The organism is Mesorhizobium sp. L2C084A000 (assembly GCF_000502875.1).
Classification (GTDB): domain Bacteria; phylum Pseudomonadota; class Alphaproteobacteria; order Rhizobiales; family Rhizobiaceae; genus Mesorhizobium.
Genome location: NZ_AYWX01000002.1, coordinates 315139 through 330684 on the forward strand (window position 1 = coordinate 315139; position 15546 = coordinate 330684).

Below are 15546 nucleotides of genomic sequence, written 5' to 3' on the forward strand. Positions count from 1 at the left end.
CCGCTCCCTCCTCCTTATCATTGCGCCGCTTAAAACCCCAGGGTTGATTGCCGTGTGAAGCACTGGCGCGGCGAGGAAAACTTGCGGCGCGCTTCGCTGCAGAATTCCGGGAGGAGAAGGCTGAGCGTGTTCCACAGGTCTATTAACTCCAGCAGGCGGAACCTTGCGAGCCTCGAAGCCTTCTTCCTGTTAGCTAAGGAGGAAACCAATGGCAAATCTGGGAAGACTGGCTGTCGCGATGCTTGGCATTCTTGCTTACCAAAATCGCGATAAGATCGGTGACTTGATCCGCGGCGCGGGAAATCGAGATCCAAACAACACACAAGGCGGGCTCTTGGATCAGCTGTCCAAGGGCGTCTCCGGGACCGCGTTTGGGGACATCCTCGACCGCTTCAGAAATGCAGGAGCGGGATCGAAGGTCGATTCGTGGGTTAGTACCGGACCCAACGAACCGATCGACCCGAAGGACGTGGAGACGGCAATTGACGAGGACACTCTCACTGCGCTTTCGATGCAAACTGGTCTGTCGCGCGATGAGTTGATTGCCCGGATCACTAAAGACTTGCCCGAGGCGGTCGACAAGCTGACGCCAAGGGGCGAACTGCCAGCAGCGACCGATGAGATCGCACTCCTAGATCAGGTGCCGCCACGCACTCCAGAGCGGTAAACGGGGGATTACATCGACCGTTAAATTGGCCGCGCCGCAATCCGGAGCGCATGACTGAACGGGCGGGCCACGGCCTGCCGTTGGGCGCCGCGAAGGAAAGAGTGGTGAAAGGGGGCGATCTTCTCTTTGGACTGGTTGTGATGAGGCGGGACCCTGGCACAGGTCGGCGTTGAGTTCCACTCTGCATTTTATTCAACATGACCCTAAATTGATTGGTCCACCCGGTTCCGAAACGACACAATGCGGGCTCGGCTGAGGCCCCTCCGTCTTTGAGGTATCGTCCTCGCGACCGCGTAAACAAGAAAGTGAATGATCGACCGACGTGACGCGATCACCCCATGTAGCGGCTTGCCGATCGAGCTTCAAAGTCAGCCTGATAGACTTTTGAAATAGACGTCATACAATCCCATTTTTCTGCTTTCAATGAAAGCAAAGCGAAATGGCCGAAGAACGCGCCCAACGCCGTCTTGCCGCCATATTGGCCGCCGACGTGGTGGGCTACAGCCGACTTCTGGACCTGGACGAGCAAGGAACATTGAACGCGTTAAAGAGGAGGCGGAAGGAGATCCTGGAACCACTGGTCCGCGACCGTCACGGCCGTGTCGTAAAAGTGATGGGTGATGGCGTCCTAGTCGAGTTCGGAAGCGCAGTGAACGCGGTGTCATGCGCCGTCGAACTCCAGAAGCGGATGATGGCCGCGAACGAGGGTTTGGCGTTCGACCGACAAATCAACCTGCATATCGGCATCAATCTGGGCGATGTCGTTGTCGAGGACGGCGATCTGTTCGGCGATGGCGTTGTTGTCGCAGTGCGGCTTCAGGCAATGGCCGGGGCCGGAGATATCTGCGTCTCCGGCAGCGTCTACGATCAAGTCAAGCGAAAGCTTGAATGCGACTTCGACGAACTCGGTCCGCAAGCGATCAAGAACGTTGCCGAACCGGTATCCGTTTACCGGATTCGGTTATCGGCCTCATCTGAAAGTGGCGGACCGGCAGAGAAAGCGCCGCTGCCGCTCCCCGGCAAGCCCTCCATCGCCGTCCTTCCCTTTACGAACATGAGCAACGATCCGGAGCAGGAGGCTTTTGTCGACGGCCTCACCGAAGACCTGATCACGGATCTGTCGAGGAACAGCGAGTTGTTTGTCATCGCCAGCAACTCGGCTTTTGCATACAAGGGCAGGCATATGGATGTGCGTCGCATCGCGCGAGAACTGGGAGTGCGCCATCTTCTTGAGGGTAGTGCACGGCGGGCAGCTGGACGGGTGCGTATCAACGCTCAATTGATCGATGCGATCGGGGGCGACCACCTTTGGGCCGAAAGATTCGACCGAAGCCTTGAAGATATCTTCGCTGTTCAGGACGAGGTGACCGGCAAGATTGTCGAGGCTCTGGTGGGCCGTCTGACCGCCGCGCCGGGGCGCAACAGACCGAAGAACCTGGAGGCCTATGATTTATGTGTGCGTGCACGGGCCTTGGGCCTGCAAACGGCACTCACCGCGAAAGAAGCCATTTTCCTGCTGAACCGGGCAATTGCGCTCGATCCGGAATATGCGGAGGCGCATCGTTGGCTGGCACTCAACCTCTGGCTGGGCTGGGAGTTCTGGGACGAACCGATGGACCCCAATCGCACAAGTGCGCTTGCCGAAGCACAGCAGGCGGTCGAACTCGACCCGAATGACGCTGGGAACCGATGGGTATTGGGCGTTATACTAGGACATGAGGGTCGCTGGGCGGAATCGGATGCCGAATTCGCCGCCGCCCACAAGCTGGATCCCAACCACGCCGACGCATGGGCAATGCAAGCTGAACTGACGACGGAAAACGGCCGGCCTGCCGAAGCCATAGAGCAGGTGCGCAAGGCGCTGCGGCTCAACCCTCACCCGCCCGGTTGGTACTACTGGATGTTGGGCCAGGCTCAGTATGCCATCGGCGACTACGAATCCGCGGTTCAAACGTTGCGGAGACCCGAAACTTATCGCACGACTTCACGACGCCTGCTTGCAGCAAGCCTTGCGCAACTTGGCCGTTTGGAGGAGGCGCGCTGGGAGGCGGAAATGTTCATGATAAGCAATCCGCACTTCACAATCAGGCATTGGTCAGCTTCGCAGCCTTTCCCGGCCGAGGACGTCCGACGGCATATCGTGGAAGGCTATCGCATGGCGGGGCTGCCAGAATGACTGTCACGGCTATGCCGTCGGGGCCGCAGTGGATAGCGTCTCGAGGCTGCCGCAGCAGCGAATATTTGGTCTCTTCTGCCGGAACGAAATTCGTCAAATCGAGACTTGAACATGGCAAGTGAAGACTTTCGGCACCGGAAAGCACAACGGGAGGATCTCCCGGCCCTGATTACGCTCATGGACGCGGCGATCTCTGAACTCCAGAAGCCCTTTCTAGATGACGCTCAGATCCAATCCAGCCGGGCCATCATGGGGCTGGATACACAACTTGTCGACGACGGCACTTACTTCCTCGTGGAGCACAACGGCGTTTTGGCAGGTTGCGGCGGTTGGAGCCGGCGCGCAACGATGTATGGTGGAGATCAGTCGCCTGGACGTGATGCAGCGCTGCTTGATCCTGCCAAGGACGCAGCACGCATCAGAGCCATGTACACCCATCCGGACTTTGTCCGGCGGGGGGTCGGCCACTTGATCCTTGCGCTTTGTGAGCGTGCCGCCAAGGCCGAGGGCTTCGCCCGTGCTGAGCTGGCAGCTACCGCGGCCGGAGAGCCACTGTATCGCGCCTGCGGGTACCAATCCGTCAAGAAATTCTTCGACGAGCGTGGCGGGGCTCCGGTTCCTATCCTGCTTATGAGCAAGACGCTCTGACCTCCGGCTTACAGGGCAGTCGCACGCAGTTGGCGGCGCTCGCCGGCACGGAATGCTCACCTATACTTCCGCCCCATGGTCCGCTTTTGGTGAATGGACGGGACCGTACGAATGACTGCCATTGGGCGCAAAGCCGCCGTTCGGCTTCCACTATGCCCAGATCGCATGCCGTCACGTTCGGACGCTCAGTCAAAGCGAACGAGATCTAATCCTGAAGAATCAGCCGGCCGGGATTACCGGCGCAGCCGGATCGTGAGGTCCGGGAACATGGCCGGCAGGAACCACTGCCGCCGCGCCTAAAACGTGCTTCTCTTGATCATCAAAGAAAATGTGGGCCCCGAGCGCCTTCAGGATGGGTGCTTTCTCACGGCTGCCTACGAAGTGCGCCTCGTCAGCTGGTGTTCCCCACGCTCTCAGCGTCCGAATTACGCGCTCATGCGCAGGGGCGTTCCGGGCAGTGACAAGTGCGATGCGGACCTTACTCACGTTGCCCTCATTAAGGAAAACTCGGCGCAATGCCGATAACTTGTGAAGAAAATTGCCAAACGGGCCGCGCGCCATCGGATTGCTCGCGTTCGCGGTCTCATGCGCAAGGAAAGCCTCCAGGCCCTTTTCTTTGTAGATTGCGTCGGACTCGGGGCCAAACACTACAGCATCGCCGTCGAACGCGACCCGGACCTCGCCCTGGGGTGTTTCGGCACGATCCTTGGGCGCCAAGCCAAGCCGAGCAGCGGCTGCTCCGCCGTCCACCGCTCCTTTTACATCCGTGTCCGCGTTTGAGAGAAATAGGTCAATGCCCCAAGCAGGAACAAAAGGAGCGAGTGACCGCCCGCTAGTAAAACTGCCTGTCTTGACGACAAGCCCATAATGATCGATCGACTTGAACGCTCGGAGAGAGAGGTCGGGCGAGTTCTGGGACAGAAGGATCACTTCAACATACGGAGCAGCCTCAGGATCGTTCAGCGCGAGTAACCGCTCGACTACCTCAAAGCCAGCACCCCTGCGGAGGATCACGTCCTCGCGTTCGAGTTGCATGGCCGCATACGACTTGACGCCGTAGTTCTCGAATACGCGATGTTCCTCCTCCAGATCAAAAAGAGCGCGCGTAGAGATTCCGATGCGGAGAGGGCTGGCCCTTAGCGTAGACCCTGGATCGCCATTCCCCTTGTCATCTTCGGCTGTAAGAGAGGCTTCCGCGATTTCCATTTGCCCTTCCTCCGATATTAAGACAGCCTAGGCAATGCCCTTTCTATATTTGACTTATTTCCGAAGAATTGAAGATCTGCGGTTCATTGCGGATCGCTGTCATTTCATCGCGATTTCCTAACTTTTCAAATGCCAGATGGACTTGGGAGCATCGACACGTCGTGGGAAGGTCCACTGGTGTGGTCTAAGCCCTCGAAGGCAGCGATATTCGACTGGACTTCATACGGCAACGAAGCATTGGTGTTGCCAGCGCAGCAGAAGAACAATGGATTAACAACGAGCAGAATCTCCAGCCCGCCAAGACAGCGGGCTTCGGTCAGTACAAGCGCCGGAATGGTCCGGGCTTCTAACTGATGGAGATTTGAAATGTCTATCTTTAACAACACCACTATGAAGGCCGACAATGCGGAAGCCGCCGATACGGCACCCAGCGTCGACGACAGCACCCCAACCCGGAAGCCGCGCGAGAAGTCCGTGGTGACCGTCGCGGTGACGGTCAAGAAGGCAAAGGACGAAGCGCCCGCAGCGCCTACCAAAACCGACATCGTCCTCAAGAAGCTGAAGTCGGCCAAAGGCGCTACAATCCAAACCCTGATGGATGCGACGGGATGGCAGGCGCATTCGGTGCGGGGTTTCCTCTCCGGTACCGTCAAGAAGAAGCTTGGCCACGAACTGCTCAGCGACACCGGCAAGGACGGACAAAGGCGGTACCGCATTGCCGAGGCGAAGACCGCCGGTTGACCTAGATGCGCAAAAGACAGGATCTGGATAGTGAGATCGCCGGGATTGGCGGTCTCACGCGTGATGAACTCACGGCAGCATGGAAAAAGGCCTATGGCTGCCCGCCGCCCAAAGGGGTCAAACGTGGGTTGCTTGAACGGTCGGCCGCCTGGCATCTCCAGGCCAAGCGATTGGGTGGTTTACCTTCGACCGTCAAGAAAACACTCGGAGCAGGCAACGCGCGCCAGTCCAACGTAAAGGCTGTCCAACCGAGCAATACTGGACCGGATCGCGAGGACGGTGTTCCGTCGGTCCGAGCAGCGTCATCGGATAAGGCACTAACGTCGCCGCCACGATCCCTTCCGCCAAGAATCGGCTCCCGTCTGGTGCGGGAATGGAATGGCCGGATGCACGTTATCGAAGTGGTCTATGACGGCTTCGTGCTCGATGGCAAGACGTACGGATCGCTGTCGGCTGTCGCCCGCCGCATTACCGGCGCCCATTGGTCTGGCCCGAGGTTCTTTGGCCTATGACAGCAATCCCTCGCCTCAACTGCGCGATCTACACTCGCAAATCGACCGAAGAGGGATTGGAGCAGGAATTCAATTCGCTCGATGCCCAGCGCGAAGCGTGCGCGGCCTTCATCGCATCGCAGGTCGGTCTTGGCTGGAAGTTGATGCCAAGCCACTACGATGACGGCGGGATTTCGGGCGGCACGATGGAGCGCCCTGCCCTGCAGCGTCTCCTACAGGACATCCGGGACAAAGAGGTCGATGTGGTGGTCGTCTACAAGATCGACCGCCTCACCCGTTCGCTGATGGATTTTTGCAAGATCGTCGAGATCTTCGATGCCAGCTCCGTCTCGTTTGTCTCGGTCACGCAGCAGTTCAACACCACAACCTCAATGGGCAGGCTCACGCTCAACGTGCTCTTGTCCTTCGCCCAGTTCGAGCGAGAGGTTACAGCAGAGCGTATCCGCGACAAGATCGCGGCCTCGAAGAAGAAAGGCATGTGGATGGGTGGCGTGGTGCCCCTGGGCTATCGTGTCGAGTACCGCAAGCTGGTGATTGACGAAACCGAGGCACAAACAGTCAGACACCTGTTCGCCCGCTATCTCACCCTGAGGTCAGTGCGCGACCTTGTCGATGAGGCTGCGAGCGACGGGGTTTCCACACGATCGCGACACCTCATAGACGGATCAGTTGCAGTTACCATGCCGTTTGGTCGCGGCAACCTCTACCACCTGCTTTCGAACCCGGTCTACGTCGGCAAGATCAGGCACAAGGATCAGGTCTACGATGGAGAGCACAAGCCAATTGTCACGTCTGCCACGTTCGACGAGGCCCAGGCACTACTTGCCTCTCAGGCGCCGCGGCGGCGAAGCGAGTCCAATGTCACGCAAGCCCATTTGCTCACCGGTCTGCTCTTTGATGAAGCGGGCGAGAAATTGCGATCGGTTCATGCCAATAAGCAAGGTGTTCGCTACCGATACTATGTCTCAAAGCAGTTCGTCGATGAGCGCAGGAAAGGTTCCGAGGGCTGGCGTCTTCCGGCACCCGCACTTGAGTCAGTTGTTGAGCATCGCCTCAATCGGATTCTCAGTGATCAAGCCCAACTGTCTGATTGGATTCGGCAATGGGCAGACTCTGGCGAAATCCAGGCAGCGATGCGGCGAGTTGACGAGATGCGGTCGTGTTGGGCTTCAGGCACTACGGATGCGAAGCGATCTCTCCTCCAAAAGATCGTTCACAGGATCACCCTCAAGCTTGGTTTATTGACCATCGAACTGGATCGCCGCTCGCTATCGGAATTGCTTCTCGACCGAAAGCTGCCACCCAACGATAGCGCCCAAGTAACTTCCATCGAATGTCCAATCGGAATGAAGCGTCGCGGCGTCGAAACGCGGATCGTGCTTACCAACGGATCCAATATCAACCGGGCACCCGATGCCGCCTTGATCAACCTTCTGCGCCGCGCCCACCTATATCTCGGCCAACTTACAGACGGAGTCGGTCGCAGCCTTACCGACGTTGCCATGCTCAACGGCACCGATACATCCGAGGTCAGCCGCCTATTGCCCTTCGCTTTCCTCGTTCCAAAAATTGCGGCCAACATCGTTGCAGGTGATCAACCTGTTGAACTAACGGCGCACCGGCTGTCCCGATTGTCGGACCTCCCCCTTACTTGGACTGACCAGGCTGCACTCCTGGGCTTCTAACCATCCGGCGAGCATCTCGCTGACCAGTCGACCATCGCTTTGGCAAACACTTGGCTACGGAATTCGCCCGACAGAGACGGACGACTTAAAAGTCGGGTGTTTTGCGTTTACCGCGGCGTCTCAGCCAAGTGTTGCCCACTACTCGGCGCTAACCCACGGAAATGTCGGAGGTATTCTGAGACGGTCGAAACCCCGAAAAACGAGGGGACTGGATGGTGGGCCCGGAGGGACTCGAACCCCCAACCAAGCGGTTATGAGCCGCCGGCTCTAACCATTGAGCTACAGGCCCCACGCGGGCTGGATTAATGTTTTTCGCATCGCGGCACAAGGCTTTCCCTACGGGCTTCCGCAGATCGCCCAAATCAACCCATAATCGCGCTCTACGCGACCCCTTGCGACTTGATCGCAGACCAAGGAGATTTTCATGACCAGACATCTTTTGCCTCTCGCGCTCGCCGCTGCAATCGCTTTTCCGGCGATGGCTGGAGCCGCCGATCTGCCGACGCCGCCCCGCATCATCGTGTCGGGCGAAGGCGAAGCAACCGTAGCCCCCGATCTGGCGGTCCTGACGCTGAGCGTCATGCGCGAGGCCAAGACCGCGCGCGCCGCGCTCGATGCCAACAATGACGCCATGGCCGCCGTGATCGCGGCGATGAAGTCCGCCGGCATCAAGGACCGCGATCTGCAGACCGCTGGCATCCAGATCAACCCGCGCTACAACTACACCAACAAGCCGGACGGCAGCCAGGAAGCCGAACTCGTCGCCTATCAGGTGACCAACACGCTTTCGGTGCGGGTGCGCGACGTCGACAAGACAGGCGAGGTCCTCGACAAGGCGGTGTCGCTGGGCGTCAACCAGGGCGGCGGCATTGCCTTCACCAACGACAACCCGGCAGCCACGGTCACCGAGGCGCGAAAGAAGGCGGTCGCCGACGCCATGGCCAAGGCCAAGACGCTGGCCGAAGCCGCCGGCGTCAGCCTCGGCCGGGTGCTCGAGATCACAGACCAGAACATCAGGCCGGCGCCGATGCCGATCAATGCCAAAGCCTTCGATGCCGCGGCCGGCGCGGCTCCGGTACAAGCCGGTGAGAACGCCTACAATGTGCAGGTCACCGTCACCTTCGAACTGAAATAATCGGCTCTGACGGTCCGTAGCTGAGCCTAGCCACGGCAATCATCAGCCAATAGCGTGCATGAAAAACCCCGCAGGATTGCTCCCGCGGGGTTTTTTCGAGCCACACCCTTCAAACGGAAAGGGGCTCGGCTAGTCCCGGCTGATCTTCGTAGGAGATCATGCTGCCAGACCGACCTTCACTGAAGGTCGTGTCTCCCGGCTGATCCTCGCAGACGATCATGCCTCTATGATCCGCCAAAGCCGGCCTTAGCGATAGATGACGGGGCAGCCGCGCTCATTGGCGAACACGACGACGACGCGGTCGCCGTCCTGGCGGCCCATCACCTTCACCGTACGACGGCTGACGTCGACGATGCGGGCACGGCGCAGACCCATGCGTTCGGCCTTGTCGAGGGCGCGGTCCGGCGAGCAGCCACGGCGCCAGTCGCCACGGCGCTCGTCACGGCGATGGCGATAACCGTCGTCACCGGTATAGACGCCGAAACGCGGGTCGTTGTTGTTGCCGAAGCCGAGGTAAAGGCTGTCGGCGTGAGCGGGAACAGCCGCCAGCGTGCCGAGACCGACCAGGGCCGAAAGGGCTGCCGTCTTGATCGTGTTGAACATCGTCTTCTCTCCTTTTGCGGGCCTTCGCCCCTTGTGAACCGATGAGGGGGAGAATGCGCTTGCCTGTCTGAACTCTTTACGAACCTGCCGTTCATCTCCGGTTCATATGGCGGGAAGAAGGAAAGTTCCGGCCATTTGCCGTCGTCCCCAGCCCTTGGTGAAGGCCAGAACGTCTGACTCGACGCCCCGGTTCCAACCCCGCTGATTGGCCGAATGCATTCGAACGGGAGGCTCCTGCTCACCGTCGCTGGTCCTACGGCTCCTCGTCCAGCACATAGTCAAAATAGTCTTCCGGCTCGGCAAGATCGGTTTCGCTCGCCTTGACCCGGCCGCGCATCGAGATGCCGGCTTCATGCACGGTCTCGGCGCTGCCCGACACCAGCCGGTGCCACCAGTAGAGGTCGCGGCCTTCGGCCACCAGCCGATAGGCACAGGTGCTGGGCAGCCAGCTGATGGTTCGCACATTCTGCGGCGTCAGCCCGACGCAGTCGGGAACGCGCGCCAGCCGATTGGCATAGTCCGAACAGCGGCAGGTCTCGGCGTCGAACAGCCGACAGCCGACGCTGGTCCAGTAGATCTCGCCAGTGTCCTCGTCCTCAAGCTTTGACAGGCAGCATTTGCCGCAGCCGTCGCACAGTGATTCCCACTCGGCCGGGCTCATCGCCTCCAGCGCCTTGGTTTTCCAGAATGGCGTTTCCATTTCCGGGATGTGGCCCCAGCCGCGGGCAAGGTCAAGCGCGGCAATGGTCGCAATGCGGCTATCGCCAGGTGAATGACATGAAGTTGCCTTCAAAAGGTCGGTCAATCGCCCCGTACGGCCTCTATCCGTGCCAGACTGGAACCAATCGGCACAAGATCGGTTTCGGCAAGGATGGGACCCCACAAGGAGAATTTCGATGAAACGCCAACCACGGATTCTGGCAGGCACGGCACTTGGCCTGTTGATGGCATCCGCGCCGTTGGGCGCGTTCCCGCTTCAGGGAAGTGTCGCGTCCGGCCTTGCCCAGCGCACGGCAGCCCCATTCATCCTGGCGCAAGCAGCATGCGCCGAAGGCGAAGCGGCCGAAGCCTGCGCACAAAAGCAGCAGGCGGAACCCGAACAGAAGCGCGAACGCAAGAAGGCCGAGCCTGAACAGCAGGCCGCGCCTGCCCAGAGCGAGCAGCCCGCCGAGGAGCAGCAGCCACGCCGGAAGAAGCGCGACCAGCAGCAGCAGACCGAGCAGGCGCCGGCCGAACAGGCAGCACCCGCCGAGGAACAGCAGCCGCGCAGGAAGAAGCGCGACCAGCAGCAGCAGACCGAGCAGGCGCCGGCCGAACAGGCCGCTCCAGCCGAGGAACAGCAGCCGCGCAGGAAGAAACGCGACCAGCAGCAAACCGAGCAGGCGCCGGCCGGCCAGGCGGAACCGGCCAACGACAATCAGCCCGGCGAGCAGGCCAAGCCGCGCAAGAAGAACAGGCAGGACCAGCAGGCCCAACCTGAAGTCGCCCCGGCACCGAAGGAGGCTCCCGCTGGAGAGGCGACGGCCCCTGCCGGCGAACAGCCCGCGGCCCAGGGCGAGCAGCCCCAGGACACGACGAAGAAGCGTGTCAGGAAACCTGTTGGCGAGCAGCCGGCCACAGCCGAGCAGCCAGCCACCGGCGAACAACCGGCCAATGGTCAGACGGCAGCACCGGTACAGGGCGAAAACCCGGTGCAAGGCGAAGCACCGGCCGATCCAAACGCCGCTCCCATCCTGGACAGCCAGAAGGACGCCGAGCGCAGAGGCGGCCGCAAGCAGGGCGACAAGATCGTCCCCCAGGATGGCGAGCAGCAGAATGGCGGGCAAAATGCCCAGCAAGGTGGCGATCAGGGCCGCAAGCCGGTGGCTGCTCCCATCGACCAAGGCCCGCCCCCCACCGACGACAGGGCCGCACAGCAGGAGATCAAGCCCGAGAAGATCGCGCCGGTGACCGAGGAAAAGGGCACACGCGTAGAGCGTGCACCCGATGAGAACGCCCGCGACCGCCGGCGTCCGAAAGGCGTCGACGTCGTCAGGGAACTCGGCGACCGCGTCATCCTGCAGTTCAACAACCAGACGTTCGTCGAGAGCAATGACGCCCCGCGCATGACCCGCGGCGCCAGGAACGTCTATTATGAGGATCTCTCGGGCAATCGCACCCGGGAAATCGTCGAGCGTGACAACGGTGTCCAGATCGTCACCATCCGCAACCGCTATGGCGACGTCATCCAGCGTTCGCGCATTGCGCCGGATGGACGCGAATATGTGCTGAGCTATGTCGATGAGCGGCACTATGAGGACGACAGCGACTGGCGCGATCCCGGCGATGATCTGCCGCCGATGCGGCTGACAATCCCGCGCGAGGAATACATTCTGGACTCCGAGGATGTCGAAGATCCGGACGACTACTACACCTTCCTCGAACAGCCACCGGTGGAGAAGGTCCAGCGCCTCTACTCGATCGACGAGGTCAAACGTTCGGCCCGCGTGCGCGACATCGCACGGCGCGTCGATCTCGACACGCTCAACTTCGAATTCGGCTCGGCCTCGATCTCCGACACCGAGGTGCAGAAGCTCGAGGGCGTCGCCACCGCAATGGAGAAGTTGTTGAAGAAGAACCCGGCCGAGACCTTCCTGATCGAAGGTCACACCGACGCCGTCGGCTCGCCTGAAGCCAACCTCGCCCTGTCAGATCGCCGCGCGGAATCGGTGGCGGAGGCGCTGACCAACGCCTTCGGCATCCCGCCGGAGAACCTGACGACACAGGGCTATGGCGAGGAGTATCTGAAGGTCAATACGTCGGCGCCGAACCGCGAGAACCGGCGCGTTGGCATTCGCCGCATCACGTCGCTGGTGGCACCGGTCGCCAGCAACAATTAGGTCATGATTTCAAAACCATGACCTGGTTTGCGGAATCGGCACGAGAAGCATCCATCCCCGGCACTGCCGGGGGTGGATCAACGCGCCGGGTTCAACAAGAATTGTTCGGGGATTAGACACGGCTCATTGAATCGCGGGCGCAGCCACCCCAGATTCGGCGCTGGGCGTTCCCTGCCCCGTCCCGACTCCAGCGGGACGCATTAAGCCCCGCCGGACGTTGTTTGGCGGGGTTTTTTGTGTTGCAAACGGTGGCGACCTGGCCGAATACGGCCATTGTCCGAGAGATAACCAGCCGGAATCATTCTATGAAGCGTCTCGAACTCGCCATCGAATCGATCATCCTCGCGTCGCGCTGGCTGCTCGTCGTTTTCTATATAGGCCTGGCCCTTGCATTGGCCGTCTATGCGCTGTCCTTCGGCAAGAAGCTTTATGAGTTCATTACCCTGGCGTTCACGCTCGGTGACACCGACACTATCCTCAAGATGCTCGGCCTGATCGATGCCGCGCTGGTTGCCTCGCTGGTGGTGATGGTCATCATCTCGGGCTACGAGAACTTCGTCAGCCGCTTCGACGACCAGGAGGGTGGCGTGCACTGGCTGGGCACCATCGATGTCGGTTCGCTGAAGGTCAAGGTTGCCTCGACCATCGTCGCCATCTCGTCCATCCACCTTTTGCAGGTGTTTTTGAACTCGTCGACCTACACGACCGACCAGTTGATGTGGCTGACCATCATCCACCTCGCCTTCGTCGTCTCGGCCCTCATGCTCGCCTATATCGACCGGCTGATGGGCCTCAGCAAAGGCAAGAAGGATGAGGCGTAAGCAAGCGCCTGCCGGACCTTGAATCATCCCGGCAGGGTTGGCGCCCTATGCTTTGTTTGCGCGAGGCTTTGCCGTGGCTCAGCCACGGCGGATGGCTTAGCTCGACGCTCACAATAACGCGGATCTAGTAGATGCTCTTGATCTTGCTGTCCGTGCGGGCAAACACCTCATCAGGGACAAAGAAATCGCCGGCCAGAGGCCCGGTCGCACCTGGCGCATAGGCTGAAAAATCGCTGACGCCCTCGGCGCGCAGCACCTCCTCGTCGATGTAGAAATTACCTGTTGTCTCGCGCGCGGGGCGCATGAAGATGGCATGCGCGGCGTCGGCCATGATGTCGGGCAAACGGCTCATCGCCGCCACCGTCGCGCCCCCGAGCAGATTGCGCACCGCCGCCGTGTCGATGGTCGAAATCGGCCACAGTGAATTGACGGCGATGCTGTCCTTGGCGAACTCCGCACTCATGCCCAGCGTGCACATCGACATGCCGAACTTGGCCATCGTGTAGGCGACGTGATTCCTGAACCACTTGGCCTTCATGTCGAGCGGCGGCGCCAGATTCAAGATGTGAGCATTTTGCGCCAACTTCAGGTGAGGAATGCACATTTTCGAGACCAGGAAGGTACCGCGCGTGTTGATCTGATGCATCAGATCGTAGCGCTTCATGTCGGTCTCGAGCGTGCCGGTGAGTTGGATGGCGCTGGCATTGTTGACGCAGATGTCGATACCGCCGAATTTCTCCACGGTCCTGGCGACCGCCTCGGCCACTTGTGCCTCCTCACGGATGTCGCACAGCACAGGCAGCGCATTGCCGCCGGCCTGTTCGATCTCTTCAGCCGCCGTATAGATCGTGCCCGGCAGCTTCGGATGCGGGTCGGCGGTCTTGGCCGCGATCGTCACATTGGCGCCGTCACGCGCGGCGCGCAGCGCGATCGCCAGCCCGATGCCGCGCGACCCGCCGGAGATGAACAGCGTCTTTCCCTTGAGCGACATTTTTCCTCCGCCTGCATTGTCTCGCTGCGCGATCCTTGCCTGTGAGGGCCTCGGACATCAAGAGCTTGCTGCGGGAGGCCACGGTGACGTTGCGGAGGCTGTCGTTGGCCAGCACTACAAACCTATTGGATTTATCGCCGCCTGGGTAATATATTCTATATGGATAGGTATGATATAGAATGGCGCTATCGATCAAGAATCTGGAAGTCGAGCAACTGGCGCGCGAACTTGCCCGCCGCCGGCGCGTCTCGGTGACGGAGGCCATCCGCCAAAGTCTCGAGCGCGAGGTTGCACGCGAGCGGCTGGTGCCGCGCGACGAAGCCAGCGACCTGTTTCAGCGGTTGATGGCGATCTCCGACAGCGCCGGAAAAATCCCCAAACGCGAAAATGCGATGACCGACGACGAAATCCTTGGATACGACGAGTTCGGAATCCCGACGAAATGATCATCGATTCCTCGGCCCTGGTCGCCATTCTGCGCGCCGAGCCAGGTCACGAACGTTTCGTGCTGGCGATCACGCAGGCCAAGAGACGCCTGCTGGCCGCGCCAACTTTTCTTGAAACGACGATGGTTCTTGCCGGCGGCAAGCAAGATGAAATCCTGGATCGCCTCGACAGCTTCCTACACACCGCCTCGATCGAGACCGTCGCCCTCACCGCCGATCATGCAGCTGTCGCCCGTCAAGCCTTCCTGCGCTACGGCAAGGGTCGGCACCCGGCGGCGCTGAACTTCGGTGACTGCATCGCCTACGCCACGGCGCGGCTCGAGGCCATGCCGCTCCTGTTCAAGGGTGATGATTTCCACCTCACCGATATCGAGGCGGCGGTGTGATCGGGATCAGACCAGCACCAGCCCTTGGCGCATCGCAATGGCAATCGCATCTGTGCGGTTGGCGGCACCGAGCTTGATCAGGATTGCGGCGACATGAAACTTCGCGGTGTGCACCGAAATGTTGAGCCGCCGCGCGATCACCTTGTTTGGAGCGCCCTCGGCCAGCAGCGCCAACACTTCCGCCTCACGCGGCGACAGCGAAGGCCGGGCGGCATGCTCGTCGGAGGCTTCCTCCTCGAACGGCTCGCCATCGCCGGCACGGAAATCCTCATGGCGTCCGCTTCCGCGCTCGCCCGAGACGCAATAGCCGGCCGCGGCCAGCCGCGCCGCCGCGGCGATCAACAAATCGTCCGCGCCAGCGGACATCACGGCCAGCACCTCACCGACGGGCCACTCGCCGCCAGCGCGTCCGGTCAGCAGCACCCGTGGAATGAGGGCCGGCACGCCATCACCAATGCTGTCGTCAACGATGGCGACGTCGGCTCTTCCACCGCCAGCCACGACCGGCAGCAGGTCATAGCTCGCGGCCAGCGAGGCCGCCAGGCGCTCGGCGCGTGACGCATCGCCAAGCGCAATCAGCACCACCAGCCGCCGCGAGACGGCACCGTCATGCATGATCCGGTCGCTGGTGAGCGTGTCCATGGATCCTC

Annotated in this window: 16 protein-coding genes and 1 tRNA gene; 11 read left to right on the forward strand and 6 right to left on the reverse strand. The window is 60.7% G+C overall.

What is annotated here, in order from left to right:
* Nucleotides 1–208: 208 nt before the first annotated feature.
* The 3 genes from X735_RS159770 to X735_RS159760 all read left to right on the forward strand — a co-directional run bounded on the left by X735_RS159770 (nt 209) and on the right by X735_RS159760 (nt 3491).
* Nucleotides 209–667: a YidB family protein gene (locus X735_RS159770; protein ID WP_023809636.1), complete on the forward strand. Its 459-nt coding sequence runs from the start codon at nt 209–211 to the stop codon at nt 665–667.
* A gap of 439 nt (nt 668–1106) precedes the next feature.
* The gene (locus X735_RS159765; RefSeq protein WP_023809637.1) at nt 1107–2843 is read left to right on the forward strand and encodes an adenylate/guanylate cyclase domain-containing protein; all 1737 of its coding nucleotides are present in this window, start codon (nt 1107–1109) and stop codon (nt 2841–2843) included.
* A gap of 111 nt (nt 2844–2954) precedes the next feature.
* Complete coding sequence (locus tag X735_RS159760; RefSeq protein ID WP_023809638.1) at nt 2955–3491, forward strand: GNAT family N-acetyltransferase; 537 nt, start codon at nt 2955–2957, stop codon at nt 3489–3491.
* Nucleotides 3492–3710: 219 nt separating this feature from the next.
* Here the strand turns inward: X735_RS159760 and X735_RS159755 are convergent, their stop codons facing one another.
* A complete protein-coding gene (locus X735_RS159755) occupies nt 3711–4697 on the reverse strand; it encodes a 5'-nucleotidase (protein WP_081734773.1) in 987 nt (328 codons plus the stop codon).
* A gap of 366 nt (nt 4698–5063) precedes the next feature.
* Between X735_RS159755 and X735_RS01000000165600 the strand changes: the two genes are divergently transcribed.
* The 3 genes from X735_RS01000000165600 to X735_RS159750 are packed head-to-tail and all read left to right on the forward strand — an operon-like array spanning nt 5064 to nt 7635.
* Nucleotides 5064–5438, forward strand: coding sequence for a DUF3489 domain-containing protein (locus X735_RS01000000165600; RefSeq protein ID WP_245273115.1), 375 nt, complete (start codon nt 5064–5066; stop codon nt 5436–5438).
* 5 nt (nt 5439–5443) lie between these two features.
* Nucleotides 5444–5950, forward strand: coding sequence for a DUF2924 domain-containing protein (locus X735_RS1000000167190; protein WP_032908834.1), 507 nt, complete (start codon nt 5444–5446; stop codon nt 5948–5950).
* Nucleotides 5947–7635, forward strand: a complete 1689-nt coding sequence (locus tag X735_RS159750; protein ID WP_023809640.1) for a recombinase family protein — start codon at nt 5947–5949, stop codon at nt 7633–7635. Before X735_RS1000000167190 ends, X735_RS159750 begins: the two co-directional genes overlap by 4 nt.
* A gap of 213 nt (nt 7636–7848) precedes the next feature.
* Here the strand turns inward: X735_RS159750 and X735_RS159745 are convergent.
* A tRNA-Ile gene (locus tag X735_RS159745) sits at nt 7849–7924 on the reverse strand.
* A gap of 135 nt (nt 7925–8059) precedes the next feature.
* Here X735_RS159745 and X735_RS159740 point away from each other — a divergent pair.
* Nucleotides 8060–8770 carry an SIMPL domain-containing protein gene (locus tag X735_RS159740; protein ID WP_023809641.1) on the forward strand — a complete coding sequence of 237 codons (711 nt, stop codon included), beginning with the start codon at nt 8060–8062 and terminating at the stop codon, nt 8768–8770.
* A 246-nt stretch (nt 8771–9016) separates the two neighbouring features.
* On the opposite strand, the gene X735_RS159735 is transcribed toward X735_RS159740, so the two are convergent.
* Together X735_RS159735 and X735_RS159730 are read right to left on the reverse strand one after the other, a co-directional pair.
* A complete protein-coding gene (locus tag X735_RS159735; RefSeq protein WP_023809642.1) occupies nt 9017–9373 on the reverse strand; it encodes a hypothetical protein in 357 nt (118 codons plus the stop codon).
* Between the two features lie 253 nt (nt 9374–9626).
* Nucleotides 9627–10073 (reverse strand): YcgN family cysteine cluster protein, encoded by a 447-nt coding sequence (locus X735_RS159730; RefSeq protein WP_013530173.1) that lies wholly within the window; start codon nt 10071–10073, stop codon nt 9627–9629.
* 196 nt (nt 10074–10269) lie between these two features.
* On the opposite strand from X735_RS159730, the gene X735_RS159725 reads away from it, so the two are divergent.
* Nucleotides 10270–12252 (forward strand): OmpA family protein, encoded by a 1983-nt coding sequence (locus X735_RS159725; protein WP_023809643.1) that lies wholly within the window; start codon nt 10270–10272, stop codon nt 12250–12252.
* A 305-nt stretch (nt 12253–12557) separates the two neighbouring features.
* On the forward strand, nt 12558–13073 hold the full coding sequence (locus tag X735_RS159720) for a TIGR00645 family protein (protein WP_023809644.1): 516 nt from the start codon (nt 12558–12560) through the stop codon (nt 13071–13073).
* A gap of 124 nt (nt 13074–13197) precedes the next feature.
* Here X735_RS159720 and X735_RS159715 read toward each other — a convergent pair whose 3' ends face one another.
* The gene (locus X735_RS159715; protein WP_023809645.1) at nt 13198–14064 is read right to left on the reverse strand and encodes an NAD(P)-dependent oxidoreductase; all 867 of its coding nucleotides are present in this window, start codon (nt 14062–14064) and stop codon (nt 13198–13200) included.
* A gap of 179 nt (nt 14065–14243) precedes the next feature.
* Between X735_RS159715 and X735_RS159710 the strand changes: the two genes are divergently transcribed.
* Both X735_RS159710 and X735_RS159705 read left to right on the forward strand, forming a co-directional pair.
* Nucleotides 14244–14510, forward strand: coding sequence for a type II toxin-antitoxin system VapB family antitoxin (locus tag X735_RS159710; protein ID WP_023809646.1), 267 nt, complete (start codon nt 14244–14246; stop codon nt 14508–14510).
* Entirely contained in the window at nt 14507–14896 is a 390-nt protein-coding gene (locus X735_RS159705; protein WP_023809647.1) for a type II toxin-antitoxin system VapC family toxin, read from the forward strand. The genes X735_RS159710 and X735_RS159705 overlap by 4 nt, the downstream gene beginning before the upstream one ends.
* Nucleotides 14897–14902: 6 nt before the next feature.
* Here X735_RS159705 and X735_RS159700 read toward each other — a convergent pair whose 3' ends face one another.
* Nucleotides 14903–15538, reverse strand: coding sequence for a helix-turn-helix transcriptional regulator (locus X735_RS159700; RefSeq protein ID WP_023809648.1), 636 nt, complete (start codon nt 15536–15538; stop codon nt 14903–14905).
* Between the last annotated feature and the right edge of the window lie 8 nt (nt 15539–15546).